Source organism: Flavobacterium sp., assembly GCF_031409475.1.
Classification (GTDB): domain Bacteria; phylum Bacteroidota; class Bacteroidia; order Flavobacteriales; family Flavobacteriaceae; genus Flavobacterium.
The window spans coordinates 73,241-91,324 of sequence record NZ_JANNXH010000043.1 but is presented as its reverse complement, the minus strand read 5'-3'; the positions used below and the strand labels follow the sequence as shown (position 1 = coordinate 91,324).

Annotated in this window: 18 protein-coding genes and 1 tRNA gene; 8 read left to right on the top strand and 11 right to left on the bottom strand. The window is 34.1% G+C overall.

The window, feature by feature from the left end; translation table 11 throughout:
* Window positions 1–18 precede the first annotated feature (18 nt).
* Both RMO53_RS08185 and RMO53_RS08180 read left to right on the top strand, forming a co-directional pair.
* On the top strand, window positions 19–1,197 hold the full coding sequence (locus tag RMO53_RS08185; protein WP_310379550.1) for an acyl-CoA dehydrogenase family protein: 1,179 nt from the start codon (window positions 19–21) through the stop codon (window positions 1,195–1,197).
* Between the two features lie 124 nt (window positions 1,198–1,321).
* A complete protein-coding gene (locus tag RMO53_RS08180) occupies window positions 1,322–2,050 on the top strand; it encodes an SGNH/GDSL hydrolase family protein (RefSeq protein ID WP_310379548.1) in 729 nt (242 codons plus the stop codon).
* A 12-nt stretch (window positions 2,051–2,062) separates the two neighbouring features.
* Here RMO53_RS08180 and RMO53_RS08175 read toward each other — a convergent pair whose 3' ends face one another.
* The 8 genes from RMO53_RS08175 to RMO53_RS08140 form a co-directional block, all read right to left on the bottom strand.
* Window positions 2,063–2,386 carry a 2Fe-2S iron-sulfur cluster-binding protein gene (locus RMO53_RS08175; RefSeq protein ID WP_310379546.1) on the bottom strand — a complete coding sequence of 108 codons (324 nt, stop codon included), beginning with the start codon at window positions 2,384–2,386 and terminating at the stop codon, window positions 2,063–2,065.
* An 81-nt stretch (window positions 2,387–2,467) separates the two neighbouring features.
* Window positions 2,468–2,707: a NifU family protein gene (locus tag RMO53_RS08170; protein ID WP_310379544.1), complete on the bottom strand. Its 240-nt coding sequence runs from the start codon at window positions 2,705–2,707 to the stop codon at window positions 2,468–2,470.
* Between the two features lie 57 nt (window positions 2,708–2,764).
* Window positions 2,765–3,907 carry an Mrp/NBP35 family ATP-binding protein gene (locus RMO53_RS08165; RefSeq protein ID WP_310379542.1) on the bottom strand — a complete coding sequence of 381 codons (1,143 nt, stop codon included), beginning with the start codon at window positions 3,905–3,907 and terminating at the stop codon, window positions 2,765–2,767.
* A 150-nt stretch (window positions 3,908–4,057) separates the two neighbouring features.
* On the bottom strand, window positions 4,058–4,390 hold the full coding sequence (locus tag RMO53_RS08160) for an MGMT family protein (RefSeq protein WP_310379540.1): 333 nt from the start codon (window positions 4,388–4,390) through the stop codon (window positions 4,058–4,060).
* Window positions 4,391–4,394: 4 nt separating this feature from the next.
* Window positions 4,395–5,027: a LysE family transporter gene (locus RMO53_RS08155; RefSeq protein ID WP_310379538.1), complete on the bottom strand. Its 633-nt coding sequence runs from the start codon at window positions 5,025–5,027 to the stop codon at window positions 4,395–4,397.
* Window positions 5,028–5,082: 55 nt separating this feature from the next.
* Window positions 5,083–5,760: a tRNA (guanosine(46)-N7)-methyltransferase TrmB gene (trmB, locus tag RMO53_RS08150; RefSeq protein WP_310379536.1), complete on the bottom strand. Its 678-nt coding sequence runs from the start codon at window positions 5,758–5,760 to the stop codon at window positions 5,083–5,085.
* 119 nt (window positions 5,761–5,879) lie between these two features.
* Entirely contained in the window at window positions 5,880–7,337 is a 1,458-nt protein-coding gene (locus tag RMO53_RS08145) for a glycoside hydrolase family 30 protein (protein ID WP_310379533.1), read from the bottom strand.
* 215 nt (window positions 7,338–7,552) lie between these two features.
* Window positions 7,553–7,626: transfer RNA gene (locus tag RMO53_RS08140), tRNA-Ala, on the bottom strand.
* Window positions 7,627–7,751: 125 nt separating this feature from the next.
* Here RMO53_RS08140 and RMO53_RS08135 point away from each other — a divergent pair.
* The 5 genes from RMO53_RS08135 to RMO53_RS08115 all read left to right on the top strand — a co-directional run bounded on the left by RMO53_RS08135 (window position 7,752) and on the right by RMO53_RS08115 (window position 12,026).
* Complete coding sequence (locus RMO53_RS08135) at window positions 7,752–8,519, top strand: enoyl-CoA hydratase/isomerase family protein (protein ID WP_310379531.1); 768 nt, start codon at window positions 7,752–7,754, stop codon at window positions 8,517–8,519.
* Window positions 8,520–8,642: 123 nt separating this feature from the next.
* Window positions 8,643–9,095, top strand: coding sequence for a 6-carboxytetrahydropterin synthase (locus RMO53_RS08130; RefSeq protein WP_310379529.1), 453 nt, complete (start codon window positions 8,643–8,645; stop codon window positions 9,093–9,095).
* 23 nt (window positions 9,096–9,118) lie between these two features.
* Window positions 9,119–9,871 carry a UDP-2,3-diacylglucosamine diphosphatase gene (locus tag RMO53_RS08125; protein ID WP_310379527.1) on the top strand — a complete coding sequence of 251 codons (753 nt, stop codon included), beginning with the start codon at window positions 9,119–9,121 and terminating at the stop codon, window positions 9,869–9,871.
* A 61-nt stretch (window positions 9,872–9,932) separates the two neighbouring features.
* Window positions 9,933–11,336, top strand: a complete 1,404-nt coding sequence (locus RMO53_RS08120; protein WP_310379526.1) for a PQQ-dependent sugar dehydrogenase — start codon at window positions 9,933–9,935, stop codon at window positions 11,334–11,336.
* Window positions 11,337–11,339: 3 nt separating this feature from the next.
* A complete protein-coding gene (locus RMO53_RS08115) occupies window positions 11,340–12,026 on the top strand; it encodes a GNAT family N-acetyltransferase (RefSeq protein ID WP_310379524.1) in 687 nt (228 codons plus the stop codon).
* Window positions 12,027–12,031: 5 nt separating this feature from the next.
* On the opposite strand, the gene RMO53_RS08110 is transcribed toward RMO53_RS08115, so the two are convergent.
* From RMO53_RS08110 to recJ, 3 genes are read right to left on the bottom strand one after another with little or no spacing between them, the layout of a single operon-like run.
* Window positions 12,032–13,297: an MFS transporter gene (locus RMO53_RS08110; protein ID WP_310379522.1), complete on the bottom strand. Its 1,266-nt coding sequence runs from the start codon at window positions 13,295–13,297 to the stop codon at window positions 12,032–12,034.
* Window positions 13,298–13,319: 22 nt separating this feature from the next.
* Window positions 13,320–14,537 carry a cytochrome c3 family protein gene (locus RMO53_RS08105; protein WP_310379521.1) on the bottom strand — a complete coding sequence of 406 codons (1,218 nt, stop codon included), beginning with the start codon at window positions 14,535–14,537 and terminating at the stop codon, window positions 13,320–13,322.
* A 37-nt stretch (window positions 14,538–14,574) separates the two neighbouring features.
* Window positions 14,575–16,272, bottom strand: coding sequence for a single-stranded-DNA-specific exonuclease RecJ (gene recJ, locus RMO53_RS08100; protein ID WP_310379519.1), 1,698 nt, complete (start codon window positions 16,270–16,272; stop codon window positions 14,575–14,577).
* 153 nt (window positions 16,273–16,425) lie between these two features.
* On the opposite strand from recJ, the gene ade reads away from it, so the two are divergent.
* Entirely contained in the window at window positions 16,426–18,048 is a 1,623-nt protein-coding gene (gene ade / locus RMO53_RS08095; protein ID WP_310379517.1) for an adenine deaminase, read from the top strand.
* Window positions 18,049–18,084 lie beyond the last annotated feature (36 nt).

Below are 18,084 nucleotides of genomic sequence, written 5' to 3'. Positions count from 1 at the left end.
ATTCACAATGACTTAAAGATGAAACCAGACTTATTTCAATCACCCGATTATTACAACCTAGACGATTTATTAACCGAAGAACACAAATTAGTTCGTGACTCTGCACGTGCATGGGTAAAACGTGAAGTTTCGCCTATCATTGAAGAATATGCACAACGTGCTAAATTTCCGAAACAAATTATTAAAGGATTGGGAGAAATTGGTGGTTTTGGACCCTATATTCCTGTAGAATATGGTGGAGCAGGATTAGACCAAATTTCTTACGGATTAATCATGCAAGAAATTGAGCGTGGTGATTCTGGTGTTCGTTCGACCTCATCAGTTCAATCGTCATTAGTTATGTATCCCATTTGGAAATACGGAAACGAAGCACAACGAAAAAAATATTTACCAAAACTAGCCACAGGCGAATTCATGGGTTGTTTTGGTTTAACCGAACCTAATTTTGGTTCAGACCCAGGAAGTATGATTACCAATTTTAAAGATATGGGCGACCATTATCTTTTGAATGGTGCCAAAATGTGGATTTCGAATGCGCCTTTTGCCGACATCGCAATCGTTTGGGCAAAAAACGAGGAAGGAAGAATTCACGGATTGATTGTAGAACGTGGCATGGAAGGTTTTACAACCCCAGAAACGCATAACAAATGGTCGCTTCGCGCATCATCAACAGGAGAATTAATTTTTGATAATGTAAAAGTTCCTAAAGAAAATTTACTGCCGAATAAATCTGGACTTGGCGCACCATTAGGCTGTTTAGATTCTGCTCGATACGGAATTGCTTGGGGTGCAATTGGTGCCGCAATGGATTGCTATGACACGGCTTTGCGATATGCCAAAGAAAGAATCCAATTTGACAAACCCATTGCTGGAACACAATTGCAACAAAAAAAATTAGCCGAAATGATTACCGAAATTACCAAAGCACAATTGCTAACTTGGCGCTTGGGTGTTTTGAGAAACGAAGGGAGAGCTACAACTGCTCAAATATCAATGGCAAAAAGAAATAATGTAGATATGGCCATTCATATTGCACGCGAAGCAAGACAAATGCTTGGTGGAATGGGAATTACTGGAGAATACTCTATCATGAGACACATGATGAATTTAGAATCAGTGATAACTTACGAAGGAACACACGATATTCATTTACTTATTACCGGTATGGATGTTACTGGAATTCCTGCTTTTAAATAGTGTAAACAACTATTAAAGTATATATAATATCAATGCTAAAAGCTTCTTGGAAACAGGAAGCTTTTTTATATTTACATAAAAAACCATTCATTGTTAGTTTACGTAAATTTATAAAACAAATAATATGAATACCATTTATAAAACAATCGCTTTTCTCTTTGTGCTTGTAATTATTTTAGCATGTAATTCAGAAGAAATAATTACAAATACTACTACGGAAATCCCTGAACCAATCACACCTAAAGAATTAAATTATATAGCACTTGGAGACAGTTATACTATTGGTCAAAGTGTTTGTGAAACCTGTAAATTTCCAGAACAATTAATAAAAAGTCTAAAAAATTTGAGTCCAAATATTGTATTTTCTCTAAAAATTATCGCACAAACAGGCTGGACTACTTCCAACTTATTTTCGGAAATAAATATACAAAATCCAACTTCTAATTATGATTTAGTGACTCTATTGATTGGGGTAAATAATCAATATCAAAACAAAAATTTTTTGTTGTATGAAAAGGAATTTCCTGAATTAGCAACTAAAGCTATTGCACTAGCAAAAGGAGATAAATCGAACGTAATTGTAGTTTCGATTCCAGATTATGCTTATACTCCTTTTGGACAACGCACAGGAAATCTAGCTAAAATTTCTACGGAAATAGATCATTATAATGCTTTTGCAAAAAAATATTGTGTAGAAAATAATATTGAATTTGTAGAAATTACCGACATTACTAGAATGGGTTTAACTAATCCAAATCTAGTCGCCTCTGATGGATTACATCCTTCGGAACTCGCGTATTCTAAATTTGTAGAGCGAATTTTACCAAAGGCTTCTGTTGCAATAAAGAACTAAAAAAAACACTGTTTAATATTCTGGCGCCAATTCTAATTCTAATCCTTCTAAATCTTCTGTAATTGGAATTTGACAACCTAGTCTACTGTTAGACTTTACATAAAACGCTTCGGAGAGCATGGCTTCTTCGTCTTCGCCCATTTCGGGTAAAGCAACATCATTAAGAACATAACATTGACACGAAGCGCACATTGCCATTCCGCCACATGTGCCTTCTACCGGAAGTTCATAGGCTTTGCATAATTCCATGATGTTCATGGCCATATCTGTTGGTGCTTGTAATTCGTGAACGATTCCTTCACGGTCTTTGATTTTTATGGTAACATCTTGTGCCATTTTAATAATAAAAAGTTAGCTATTGAAAATAATTTCCCAATAATGATTTGGTTATTTAGGATTGAAATATGCCAAAACTATTTAAGCAACATTGACAACCGTTTCTATTTGCGGAGCATATTTTTTTATGGTAGTTTCAACACCAGCTCTCAATGTCATTTGGTTAACACTACAAGATGTGCATGCTCCTTCAAGGCGTACTTTGACATGTTTGCCGTCTTCGATTGAAATAAGTGAAATATCTCCACCATCAGAATTCAAAAAAGGACGAATTTCTTCGAGTGCTTTTTGAATATTCTCGGTTAATTCTTCTGTTGTCATATTTTAGACTTTTTAGATTATTTAGAGTATTGGATTTTCAAGTTCCAATTTCTAAAATTACTTTCCCTTTACGGCAGAACATCCTGCCATTGTTGTTATTTTGATGGCTTCGGTAGCGGGTAAAAATTGGTTTCTTTTTACTACTTCTTGCACTACATTTCGGGTAACTTCTTCGAATATTGTTTCTATAATAGATCCCGTTTGTAATGCTGCTGGACGACCATAATCTCCCGCTTCACGAATGGATTGCACTATTGGGATTTCGCCAAGAAAGGGAACTTGTAAATCATCGGCAAGGTTTTTTGCTCCTTCTTTTCCAAAGATATAATATTTGTTGCTGGGCAATTCTTCGGGTGTGAAATACGCCATATTTTCTATGATTCCAAGAACCGGAACATTAATAGCATCCGACAAAAACATAGAAACTCCTTTTTTTGCATCGGCAAGTGCTACCGCTTGTGGCGTGCTTACTACAACTGCGCCAGTTATTGGCAGTGATTGCATGATCGAAAGATGAATGTCGCCAGTTCCTGGTGGTAAATCGATGAGCATAAAGTCTAATTCTCCCCAATGGGCATCAAAAATCATTTGGTTCAACGCTTTTGAAGCCATTGGTCCACGCCAAATCACGGCTTGACTTGGTGCTGTAAAAAACCCGATGGAAAGTATTTTGACTTCGTAGCTTTCTACAGGTTTCATTTTGGATTTTCCGTCAACGTTTATCGAAATTGGTTTTTCGGTTTCTACATCAAACATGATTGGCATTGATGGTCCGTATATATCGGCATCGAGAATTCCTACTGCAAAACCCATCTTGCCAAGTATTACCGCAAGATTAGCCGTTACTGTTGATTTGCCTACACCGCCTTTTCCAGAAGCTACAGCGATTATATTTTTTATTCCAGGAATTGCTTTTCCTTTAATTTCTGGCTTATCTGTCCCGAAGTCTCGGGATTCGACTTTACTATTAATTTTAATTTTGGCGTCTGAAGAAACTAACTCAAGAATGGTTTTTTTGATGTCGTCCTCAGCTCTTTTTTTGATGTGCATTGCTGGTGTGTGTAGTACTAAATCTACTACTACTTCATCTCCAAAGGTGATTACGTTTGCAATGGCACCACTTTCTACCATGTTTTTTCCTTCACCAGCGATGGTTATTGTTTCTAATGCTTTAAGGATAGTTGCTCTGTCTAATTTCATAACGTATTTCTTGTCTTAATTAAGACTAATTTTAGATTACAAAGATAGTAAGAAGTTTAAAGGATTAAAAGTTTATACGTTTAAAGTTTAGATTTACAATTGATAAAGTTTTGTGATGGTTTTTGTTGTTATTTGAAGATTAAGAACTAATTACAAATCCATTTCAGGTTCCCAAAAATGTTTTTCAAAATCCTGAATTTGGCTATCAAGTACTCTAATTCCTTCGTTTTCGAGTAATTGTTGCATGAGATTTGTCCCATCAAAATGATGTTTTCCTGTAAGCAAACCTTTTCTATTTACAACACGATGTGCGGGAACATCTTCTATATTGTGAGCTGCATTCATCGCCCAACCTACCATTCTTGCAGAACGACCAGTCCCAAGTGCTCTAGCAATTGCACCATATGAAGTGACTTTCCCATAAGGAATTTGTCTTGCAATCGTATAAACTCTTTGAAAAAAATTGTCGTTAGGGTCGGTCATTTTACTACCAATAGTTTTTAATAATATTTAAAAATGTAATTATTGATATTAATCCCGTTATACTCCCAATGATTGTATTTATGTTTTTCAAGATATAATCTGTTTTGTTTTCTATACTATTAAAAAAAGTGATATAGGAATAAAAAACAGTAAAAGAACCTAACACTACTCCAGTAACAAAAATTAAAATTGAGGCTAAATCAAATGTAAAAAGTTTGACTGTGGCCAATGAAATACTTACAAATACATAATAAGGAATAGGGAAAAAATTGATAGCCGAGAGTAATATTCCAAGAAAAAATCGATTCGTAATGCTATTTTTTTTTAAATTTCTAGTTTTGTCTTTTGGTTTTTTTGCTAAAAATAAAAAGTAAATTGTTAACATAACAAAAATTCCCAGTCCCACTTCTCGCAATAATATTACTAAATCTGGCCTGCGATTAATTATTTTAGCAAATAGAATTGCAAAAAAAGCCTGAAAAACAATAATAATTAAAGCTCCTAAAACAAACCATAGTGCGTTTTTTTTACCCTCTTTAAGATTTACTTTGGCTGCTGTCATATTGATTAATCCTGGAGGAATAATCCCTATAAAGGCAGTAAAAAAACCCAAAAATAAAGGCGTAATTAAATTCATTCGGTATGGTCTAAGTGGTACTTAAAAGTCAAACTAGTTGCATGCCTTTAAAGAATTATTCTTTAATTCTGAAACGAATATAGGTAATTGCTTTGTTAGTTTCCAAATATTGTTTTTCATAAAAGGTCTGAAAAGCAGTAACTTCCTCTGGAGAACCTTCATTTACATAGACATTATGATTGGCATACAACACTTCGTGACCTTCTCCATGAAGCAATCCTAGAGTATAACCGTGCATAAACTCGCTATCGGTTTTCAGGTTTACAACACCTTCTTTTTTGAGAATTTTTTTATATAATTGTAAAAACTCCGAATTGGTCATTCTATGCTTGGTGCGTTTGTATTTTATTTGTGGATCAGGAAATGTAATCCAAATTTCATCCACTTCGTTTTCGGCAAAAATATAATTAATTAATTCGATTTGAGTTCTAATAAAAGCTACATTGTGCAATCCTGTTTCGACAGCAGTTTTTGCACCACGCCAGAAACGGGCACCTTTAATATCAATCCCTACAAAGTTTTTGTTCGGATATTTTTCGGCTAAGCCAACAGAATATTCTCCTTTACCACAGCCTAATTCGAGCACTAATTGATTTTGATTTTTAAAGAAATCAGTATTCCATTTTCCTTTTAAAGAAAATAATTCGCCTACAACTTCCTCTCTTGTTGGTTGAAAAACATTATTGAATGTTTCGTTTTCCTTGAACCTTTTTAATTTATTTTTACTTCCCACTTTTTATAAATATTTGGGCAAAATTAAGGAAATATATAAGACTGGGTGTTTCTTAGAAGAAAATTGAATGAATTAAATTTTAGATGGTTTTTAATAGGAACTTATATTTTTATAAAATTTCAATACACTAAGGTTTGTATTGATTGCGGATCTATTTTAAGTTCAACCGATTGGTTTCCTAAATACAAATAATAAGAAACTTCTTTATTAGTTGAATTCATAACAATGGTAACAATTTCACCATTTAAATTTTCAAAAGAAGTTGTGAGTAATTGACTTCTACTAGCTACACTGCTAATCCTCTTTGCGTTTTGCTTAATGAACTTTGAAAAATGCCCAATATAATAATAAGAAGGTGTGTATATTAATTCTCCTTTATTTAGGTCTGCATGAATAGGAGAAAAGCAAAAATTTCCAACATGATTTGGCCCACCTTTATCATCAAGTAAAATGTTCCAATCGGTCCAGCCTACTGTTCCGTTATTAAAATCATTAATCATTGAGGTTCCATATCTTTCTGCATTTGCCCATAATTGATATTTCGCTGGGTCAAATTTTTCAACACAACCTTCAGTAAATAGTAAATTTTTATTGGGATATGTTTCGTGTAATTTTGCAATATTTTCAAACATAGGTTCGCCTCCGCTCCAAGTTTCATACCAGTGAAAACCTATTCCCCATGCATATTTACTTGCTTCTGGATCGTCAAAAATAACGTTTGCTCTTTGCATAATTAAATCCCTATTGTGATCCCAAACAATTATTTTTTTATCACCAAGTGCTGCTTTCTTTAATGTAGGTCCAAGATAATTTTTTAAAAAATCTCGCTCTTCTTCTGCGGAATAAATACACGATTCCCATGTTTGTTTTGCCATGGGTTCATTTTGAATGGTTAAACCCCAAATAGGCATTCCCTCTTTTTGATACGCATTTATAAATTTTACATAATAATTAGCCCAAGATTGATAAAATTCCGGTAATAATTTACCGCCTTGTAACATGTTTTTAGTGTCTTTCATAAAAGCTGGTGGACTCCAAGGACTTGCATATAAAGTTACTTTACCTCCAGCTGTTTCTGTAGCTTTTTTAATTAAAGGGATTTTATAATTTTTATCGTGTTCGATATTAAAAGTTTTTAAAGCCGCATCACCTTCGTCAATATAGGTATAACTACCCGAACTAAAGTCACTGCTGTGAATAGTTGTTCTTATTATTGAATACCCAATTCCTTTTACTTTATTATAGTAGGCATCAAGCAATTCTTGTTGTTTATCTTTTGGTAATTTTGCAAAAACTTCGGCACTTGCATCAGTAATAGCACCCCCAATTCCAAGAAATGTTTGAAATTTGTTATTTGGATTTACAAAAATACAGGATTGTGTTTCAAGAGGTTGGATAGCATCTTTGAAAAGTAAATTTTGATTATTGCTTAGTTTCAAATTACTTCCTTCGGAAGTTGTGTAAACAGCAATTTTAGTTCTTTTGGCAGTAATATCCATTTTGGTTTTATTAATATTTTGTTGAGAAAAACCTATAAAATTTACGAATAATAGTAATGTAATTGTTGTTGTTTTCATTTTTAATTATTTGTTAAATTTTTAATTTTAAAACTTTAATTACTAAAATGAACTAGCTTTTTGGGTTGTAGTTTTAAATAGTAGCTTATGTGTTTCACCAATAAATTTAATGAAATCTAAACTGATTTTTAAAAAATTTCGATTTAATTGAGAAACTTAAATGCAAGTAAATATAGGAATAAATATAAAAATCCCAAACAATGTTTGGGATTTTGTGGAGAATATCGGATTCGAACCGACCACCTCTTGCCTGCCAGGCAAGCGCTCTAGCCAAATGAGCTAATCCCCCAATCTTTCGCAAATATAAACTATAAATTGTGCATAATGCAAATTTAGAAAAAACAAATTCGTAGCAATTCAAAAAAAAGAACAAGCTGCTACTAATATTATTAACTTTGCATAAAAATTATTGCTATGACCTCAAAAGACCTAAATGGATCGCTACTCACAACCATAGAAAACAAAATTGCAACCCTAGAATTTGAACATCCCGCAAGCAATTCCTTTCCTAGTGAATTACTAGATCGTTTGACAGTTGAACTAAATAGTTTAAGCAATAATAATTTAGTTTCAATTATCGTTTTAAAAAGTAGTGGTTTTGGAGCTTTTTGTGCCGGTGCTTCTTTTGAGGAATTAAAAGCAATTTCAACTCTGGAACAAGCCACTAAATTCTTTTCTGGATTTGCTAATGTTCTAAACGCAATGAGAAATTGTTCAAAATTAATCGTTGGTAGAATTCATGGTAAAGCAGTAGGTGGCGGAGTTGGCATTGCAGCAGCTTGTGATTATGCATTAGCAACCAGTGAAAGCGCCATAAAATTATCTGAACTCACTATAGGAATTGGACCCTTTGTAATTGAACCTGCAGTTTCTCGAAAAATTGGAAAAAGCGCCATGACCGAAATCGCTCTCGCAGCACACGAATGGAAAACCGCAACTTGGGCAAACCAAAAAGGGCTTTACGCCAAAATCTATGAAACTCATGAAGAACTAGACCAAGAAATCATAGTTTTCGCTAACAAACTAGCCAGTTATAATCCAGAAGCTTTAGTCGAAATGAAAAAAGTATTTTGGGAAGGAACTCAAAATTGGGATACTTTACTTCATGAAAGAGCCGAGATTTCAGGCAAATTAATACTTTCGGATTTTTCTAAAACAGCTTTGGCACAATTCAAAAAATAATTTTTTTTGAATTAATTCTGCTATGATTTTAAAAGGAATAAAACAAAACAGTATTCTAAACCCTAGATTTGAAACCCATTTCTCATCTTGATTTACTAAATTTGCATTCAAAATAAAACGGTTATGAGCAATATCAGAATCACAAAACAATTTAGTTTCGAAACCGGACATGCTTTATATGGTTACGATGGAAAATGCAAAAACGTACACGGACACAGTTATAAATTGTCAGTAACGGTAATTGGAAAACCCATCGAAGACCGAAATAATGTGAAATTCGGAATGGTGATCGACTTTACGGATTTAAAAAAAATCGTAAAAGAAGAAATTGTTGATCAGTTTGATCATGCCACAGTTTTTAATGAAACCACACCTCATATTGAACTCGCTAACGAACTAAAAATGCGTGGGCATCATGTCATTTTGGTAAATTATCAACCCACGAGCGAAAACATGGTGGTCGATTTTTCTAATAGAATTAAAAAGAGATTGCCCCAAAACATCACTCTTTTTTCACTAAAACTGCAAGAAACAGAATCCTCTTTTGCCGAATGGTTTGCAAGTGATAATTTGTAATTCAAAAACCGTACTTTAGCTTTATGCAAATCTCACCAAATAAAAAAATATATTTCGCCTCCGATCAGCATTTTGGTGCACCAACTCCAGAATTAAGTTTTCCTAGAGAACAAAAATTTGTGGCTTGGCTCGACGAAATTAAAAGTGATGCCGAAGCAATTTTCTTATTGGGCGATTTATTCGATTTTTGGTTCGAGTACAAAACCGTTGTCCCAAAAGGATTTGTACGCATTTTGGGCAAACTTGCCGAAATTCGTGATAGCGGAATTCCTATTTATTTCTTCGTGGGAAACCATGATTTATGGATGGAAGATTACTTCCAAAACGAACTGAACATTCCTGTTTATCACGATAATCAAGAATATACTTTTAACGAAAAAACTTTCCTGATTGGGCATGGCGACGGAAAAGGTCCAGGCGATAATGGCTACAAACGAATGAAAAAAGTATTTACAAATCCGTTTTCTAAATGGCTTTTTAGATGGCTTCATCCTGATATTGGTGTAAAATTAGGGCAGTATTTTTCGGTCAAAAACAAACTAATCTCAGGTGATGAAGATGTAAAATTCCTTGGCGAAGAAAACGAATGGCTCGTACTTTACTCCAAACGAAAATTAGAAACCAAACATTATAATTATCTTATTTTTGGGCATCGCCATTTGCCAATGATTCTCTCAGTAGGCGAAAACGCGAATTATGTCAATCTTGGCGATTGGATTAGTTATTTTACCTATGGCGTATTTGATGGTGAGAATTTTGTGTTGAAAGAGTTTTAATAAATTCAAACATTATAATTCTTTTTAACTTAAAATAAGAATTAAATTTCAAATAAAATTTATGCGAACTCAAAATATTTTCCTTTTTATATTCTTTATTTTATTCATAAACTGTCAAGATAAAAAAAAAGTTGGCATTCTTAAACCAGATATAGACAATGGCGGATTGATTTTGCCAGATGGTTTTGGCGCTCTAGTTGTAGTTGATAGCATTGGACCATCAAGACATTTAGCTATCAATGACAATGGAGATATTTATGTAAAATTACGAGTAGACACAGGAACCATGGGTAATATTGCCTTAAGGGATATCGACAACGATGGCAAAGCTGATAGTATACAGCGTTTTGGGAATTATCCAAATGACGGAATTTTTGCCACCGAAATGCGCATACACAATGGTTATTTGTATTTTAGTTCTGAACTAGTAGTTTACAGACAAAAATTAACTCCAAACAAATTAGTTCCAGAAGGCAATCCCGAAACGATATTAACCGATCATTACCCCATTAGATGGCATAATACAAAATCATTGGCCTTTGATAATCAAGGCGGAATGTATGTAACCTTTAGCGCGCCAACAAATGCATGTGAAGATTGGGATAAAAGCTATGGTTATGAAGTTGCAAATGTCAAAGGAGAATTTCCTTGTCAGCAACTTGACATTTTAGCAGGAATATGGAAATTTGATGAGAACAAATTAAATCAATCTCAATCTGACGGTAAAAGATTTGCAACAGGATTAAGGAGTATTGTAGCCATGTCATGGAACACTTTAGACCATAACTTGTATGCGGTTCAACACGGCAGAGATTATTTACACGAACATGCACCACAACATTTTAGTAAATGGCAAAATGCCATTTTACCAGCTGAAGAATTTATGAAAATCCAAGAAGGTGAGAACTATGGATGGCCATATAGCTATTATGATCCATTCAAAAATAAAAAAATGGTCGCACCAGAATATGGTGGTGATGGTGAAAAAGTAACAATGGATTTTGCAAATCCAATTATGGGATTACCCGCGCATTGGGCACCAAATGATTTGTTGTTTTACACAGGCAAACAATTTCCTGCACGATATAAAGACGGTGCATTTATTGCATTTCATGGGTCAACAAATCGCACACCTTATCCACAAGCTGGGTATATTGTGGCATTCATTCCTTTTAAAAATGGAAAACCTACTCATAAGTGGGAAGTGTTTGCTGATGGTTTTGCAGGCGTTGAAACAATTACCAAAATGGCAGATGCAAAATATAGACCAATGGGTTTAGCAGAAGGTCCAGATGGCTCATTATACATTTCTGAGTCTAAAAAAGGTAAAATATGGCGAATTCTATTCAAAGGCGATCGAACTAAATTTGGAAATTCACAACTTAACAAAATGGAAAATAGAAAATCAAAAAGTTACATAAAAACTCCCGATGAAATAACGGATAATTTATCTAAAAATAATTGAAAAATGTTACCAAACGAAAAAAAATTAGACAACCCAGTTTGGTTTTCCTTATCTGAAACCCATAAAAATTTTGCCATTGATAGTGAGACTATAAAATTTTATCATCCAGATTATTGTCCTTTTGGAGGTTTTGTAAACTCTGAAAACACTGCAAATCCTATTTCGGAATATGCCAGAGAAACCGAAAGTTTTTATATCATAGGACAAAAACTAATTCTCCCAAACCATTTAAAACTGAATGATGAATTAATCTGTCATCAAATGATTATTTACGAAAAAATAGTCACTGTTATCAACGATGAAATTGTAAAACTCGACGAAAAACATTTGGATGATTTACTAGCTTTAGTAAAAATAGTGTATCCAGAATATTTCAAAAAGAAAACCTATACTTTAGGGAATTATTATGGCATTTACAAAGACAATCAACTCGTTGCGGTAACAGGCGAAAGAATGCAAATGAACGATTTTACCGAAGTTAGCGCTGTAATTACACATCCCAATCATACCGGAAAAGGCTATGCAAAACAATTAGTATCACATACTGTAAATGCCATTTTAAACCAAGGAAAAACTCCTTTTTTACATGTTTCCGAATCCAATATCGGCGCAATAAAATTATATGAAAAATTAGGTTTTCAGACTAGAAAAAAAATTAGTGTTTGGAATATAATCAAAAATGTGGATTAATATTATTACTGGTTTTCGTGTTCTTCAATATCTTTTTGCAAGTCAAGTTTTCTGAATTTTGGCGCAAAAATTCCTGTTGCAAGCACAATTATCAAAGTCATGCTCCCTCCAAAAACAACTGCTCTTACCGTTCCAAATAATTTTGCTGTCAACCCACTTTCAAAAGCACCCAACTCATTTGAAGAACCTACAAAAATAGAATTTACCGCTGCAACGCGACCTCGCATGTGGTCTGGAGTTTTGAGTTGCAAAATCGTCTGACGAATCACCATAGAAACGCCATCGACAACACCACTCAAAAATAAGGCAAATACCGACAGCCAGAAAATAGTGGAAAGTCCAAAAACAATCATACAAATTCCAAATAAGAAAATAGAAACCAAAAGCTTCATTCCAGCGTTTTTATTCAACGGAACATAAGCAGAAATAAACATCATCATAAAAGCCCCAACTGCTGGTGCAGCTCGTAAAACTCCAAATCCTTCAGGACCAACTTTAAGAATGTCTTGAGCAAAAATGGGTAAAAGCGCTACTGCTCCACCAAAAAGAACGGCTACCATATCCAACGATAAAGAGCCCAAAATCATTTTATTAGTATACACAAATTTGACTCCTTCTTTTAGACTTTGCATCATGGGTTCACCAATTTTTGGATTCAAAATAGGCTTAGTTTCAATTTGAGTTAAAAGTGCTAATGCAAAAACAGAAAATCCCAAAACAATACACATCGACCCGTGAACTCCAATCCAGTTTATAGAAAAACCTGCCACTGCTGGCCCTAAAACTGAACTTATTTGCCACACAGAACTGCTCCAAGTTGCAGCGTTTGGATATACTTTTTTCGGAACAATTAAAGCCAAAAGCGAAAAAATTGTTGGCCCAAGAAATGCTCTCACTAATCCGCCTAGAAAAACCATAAAATAAATAGCATACAAAACTATTTTTGTAGAATAACCGCTGATAAATGGTGGCCATGTAAGTAAAAATAGGCCAAGACTAATAATTGAGAAGCCTAAAATGCATTTCAATAGCAGTCCTTTTTTTTCGTTTTGGTCCACAATGTGTCCTGCAAATAGTGCCATCGATATGGCTGGAATTATTTCCATAAGTCCTATGATTCCTAACGAAAGTGGATCTTTTGTCAAGCTATATACTTGCCATTCTGTTATAATAAATTGCATTGCCCAAGCGAAAACCATGGCAAAACGCAATACTAAAAACGTATTAAATTCTTTATAACGCAAGGCTGCGTAGGGATCATTTTTTTTCATGATTAACGAAAAGGAGTTACTCTTACTTTTTAGGTATTTTTTTAGGCATTTCGGTAGGATATATTCCAATCTTGTGGGTTCTCAATAGGTAAGGAGACATTTCCGTTTTCCCTGAAAGGTAAAAACCAATCACGCCAGATGACTTTTTGGGCATATGACAATCAATACAATTGTCTTTGAGTGAAAACCCAGAAGGCATTCTGGTGGTGCAAAAATTATTTTTAACCTCACTATGACAGCTCATGCATTTTTTCGATTGTTTTGAAAAGCTTTCTGTTTCATCATTATGTGGATTATGGCAAGTTATGCAATCCATGGTTTTACTTTCCAAAAAACATTTACTTTGAGATAGCAAGCCATATTGGTTTCCATGTACGTCTGGATTTGTATCTGGATTTGAAGCGGATTCATTATAAAAATCTGAAATTGAATTTCCTACTACAAATTTAAAACGAGACTGTAAGTTATCACCTGCAAAATGGCAAATCACACATCTATCTAGTTTTTGTTTGCTATTGAGGGATTTGTTAGATACCATATATTTAGCCAACTTTAATTCCGGATTTCTCTTGTGATAATCTACATGATCCATTCCTGGTCCGTGACATCTTTCACAATCAATACCATAAATTAATGATTCTTTTTTCATCGTTTCTGGAGTTATTTGAGTGCCAAAATAATTTTCTGAATCTGTATTTTTCTTCTTTAGCTCGATGTGTGAACTATGGCATTCAAAACAATCTTGAGAAATCATTCTGTCGAAGTGAGGTTGATTGGCAGGATAACCAGGACTAGTTCCCCAATTTTGTACAGAAGTGTAATAGGATAAGGGTAATTCATATACACTATCTTCGTTCCAAAACAATGAAGTTTGAGCATTTTTTTTTCCCATTACAATATCTAAACGATATGCTTTAATTTCTTTTCCGTTTTTGTAATAAACCTGAAATAATTCGTTATTTCTATTTTCTATTATAATTTTGGTGTCTTTGTCATAAGAATAAATAGTATGACCCGCTTTAAAGTTCCCTAAAACATTTTTTATGGAGGCTGGAGCAGACGCTTTATTATGGGAACTATTTAAAGCATCATTATAAATTTTCTGATGACATTGTATACAGCTAGCTGAACCGGCATAAGTATTACCTCTTGGGTCAATATAGTCATTGTCCTTGTTTCCACAGCTTAAGAATAGGATAGACATTAAAATAACAAAAAAAGATTTTATTTTTATTTTCATTATTGCAAGTGTACTGTTTATTATATTTAAAATCAAATCACTCAATATCTTTTAATCTTAATTGCAAACTTACTTTTCCATTCCATTCGTTCTCATCAATGCAATACGCTGCTTGAAACGATTTTTTATTAGACACAATTTCTAATTTATTTCCAATACCAAACCCAATTGCTGCAATTCCTTCGGTCCCGAGACTTCGGGATTGCTTAACAAAAAGTTTTAAATGAGTTTCTTCAGCGCCAATTTTTTTAGCGTAACCTGAATCTTTAAGGTTTTTTGTCAAGAAAATAGGGGTCATGTTTTGTGGACCAAAAGGTTCAAACTGTTTTAAAATCCGCATAAATTTTGGCGTAATATCCAATAAATTTATCTCGGCATCAATTGCAATTTCTGGAATTAGCATATCGGGATGAATCGTTTCTTGAACTACTTTTTCGAAAGCCTCTTTAAAATTTTGATAATTTTCTTCTAATAAAGTCATGCCTGCTGCATACATGTGTCCGCCAAATTGTTCCAAATATTCCGAGCAAGATTCGAGCGCATTATAAACATCAAATCCTTTTACAGATCGTGCAGAAGCGGCATATTTATCGCCACTTTTTGTAAAAACTATCGTTGGTCGATAATGAGTTTCTATCAATCGAGAAGCCACAATACCAATAACGCCTTTATGCCAATTTTCGCTATAAACAACAGTGCTAAATTTTTCTTGTTCGCTATTATCTTTAATTTGGTTAAGTGCTTCATAGGTTATTTGTTTGTCCAATTCTTTTCGTTCGGTGTTGTAAGTTTCAATTTCTGAAGCAAATTGTTGGGCTTGCTCAAAATTAAATTCGGTTAATAATTCCACCGCATGATTGCCGTGTTTGATTCGTCCTGCAGCATTTATTCTTGGTGCGATAATAAAGACAACATCGGTAATATCCAGTGTTTGTTTTTTTATTTGATGAACCAATGCTTTGATTCCTGGTCTTGGCTCAGAATTAATAACTTGTAAGCCAAAATAAGCCAAAATCCTATTTTCTCCTGTTATTGGAACGATATCCGCCGCAATTGCAGTGGCAACTAAATCCAAATATGGGATGAAGTCTTCAATAGTTTGATTTCGGTTTTCTCCCAATGCTTGAATGAGTTTGAACCCGACGCCACAACCGCAGAGTTCGTCATAAGGATAAGAACAATCATCGCGTTTTGGATCTAAAACTGCAATCGCTTCAGGCAAAAAATCGCCTGGTCGGTGGTGATCACATATAATAAAATCTATATTTCGATCTTTGGCATACCCCACATGATCTATTGATTTTATGCCACAATCTAAAGCAATAATTAATGAAAATTCATTATCGTCTGCAAAGTCAATGCCTTTAAACGAAATGCCATAACCTTCGTCATAACGATCTGGAATATAAGTGGCAACATTCGGGTAATAGCTTTTCAGATAACTCGAAACTAGAGAAACGGCTGTTGTTCCATCAACATCATAATCGCCAAAAACGAGAATATTTTCATTGTTTTCTATCGCTTTTTCAATTCTTTCGACCGCTCTATCCATATCTTTCATTAGAAATGGATTGTGCAAATTGTCTAAACTAGGACGAAAAAAATGTTTGGCTTGCTCGTAAGTTTCAATCCCACGCTGAATTAAAAGCTGCGCTATCAGTTTATCAACGTTGAGTTGTGTAGCTAATTGTTCTATTTTTTCTTCGGAAGGTTTTGGTTTGAGTGTCCAACGCATTTTGAATTACAATTTACGATTTTGTGTGTTTGAACAAATTTAGTTTAAATCATTTAATATATGTTCAAAAACAATTACCCAATGAGAAACAACTTCATAAATTTTAAAATAAAGATAAAATGGTTGTACTTTTGATTTATAAAAATTTATAAAATGCAAATTCAAGGTCAAATTGTAGACATCCAAAACAAACGGATTTATGCTGGAGAAATTACAGTTTCTAATGGCAAAATCGTTTCTATAGTTGAGGCAACTCATGATGTTCAAAACTACATTCTTCCCGGATTTATTGATGCACACATTCATATCGAAAGTTCGATGCTTGTGCCTTCGGAATTTGCGAAAATTGCTGTTCTTCACGGAACGGTTGCAACGATTTCTGATCCTCACGAAATCGCAAATGTTCTCGGGAAAGAAGGTGTTTATTATATGATAGAAAACGGGAAGAAAACGCCTTTTAAATTTCATTTTGGTGCGCCATCGTGTGTTCCTGCAACTTCTTTTGAAACAGCTGGAGCGATTATAGATTCAGATGAAATAAAGGAATTAATGGCCAATCCAGATATTTATTATTTGTCTGAAATGATGAATTATCCCGGTGTTTTGTTTGATGATAAAGAAGTTTTAAAGAAAATAGAATGGGCAAAACAGTACAGAAAACCTGTTGATGGTCATGCGCCAGCGTTGCGTGGTGAACCAATAAAAAAATACATTGCAGCAGGAATTACAACTGATCATGAATGTTTTACATTCGACGAAGCCGAGGAGAAATTATCGCTAGGCATGAAAGTCCTAGTTCGGGAAGGAAGTGCGGCAAAAAACTTTGAAGCTTTGATCGATTTACTTCCCAGAAATTATGAAAATATGATGTTTTGTTCCGATGATAAACATCCTGATGATTTGATTCTGGGACACATCAATTTGCTTTGTGCTAGAGCTGTTGCCAAAGGGTTTGACGTTTTCAAAATCCTGCAAGTAGCGTGTGTTAATCCTGTCCATCATTATAAAATGAACGTGGGTTTATTGCAAGAAAACGACGCTGCCGATTTTATTGTAGTCGAAGATTTGGTTCATTTTAAAGTAAAACAAACGTATATCAATGGCGAATTGGTTGCTGAAAATGGGATGTCTTTTGTGAAACACATTCCGTTTGAAACACCCAACAATTTCAAAATAACGGCAAAAGAATTGGCAGATTTTGAATTAACAAGTTCAGCATCAAAAATTAGAGTGATTGAAGCTTTAGAAGGGCAATTAATTACTAATGAAATTCATCATCAATCACTAATTGTCGATGGAAAATTAGTCTCGGATACAGAAAATGACATCTTGAAAATGGCTGTTGTTAATCGGTATCAAAATACCAAACCCGCAATTGCTTTCATCAAGAATTTTGGATTGAAAAAAGGAGCAATCGCCAGTTCTGTGGCACACGATTGTCATAATATTGTTGTTGTTGGCACAACTGACGAGGAAATTTTGAATGCTGTCAATCTCATTATAGGAAATAAGGGTGGCATTTGCGCAGTGAATGGAATTGATAAAAAATCTTTGGCGTTGCCTGTTGCTGGAATTATGAGCGATAAAGACGGCTGGCAAACGGGAAAATTATACCAAGAAATCGATACAATTACAAAAGAATTGGGCAGCAATTTGAAAGCGCCTTTTATGACGCTCTCCTTTATGGCATTACTCGTTATTCCAGATTTAAAACTATCCGACAAAGGTTTGTTTAGTGGGAATAGTTTTTCGTTTGTTGATTTGGAAATAAAATAAATTTTGTATATTTGTAACATATTTTAATCAATAAAG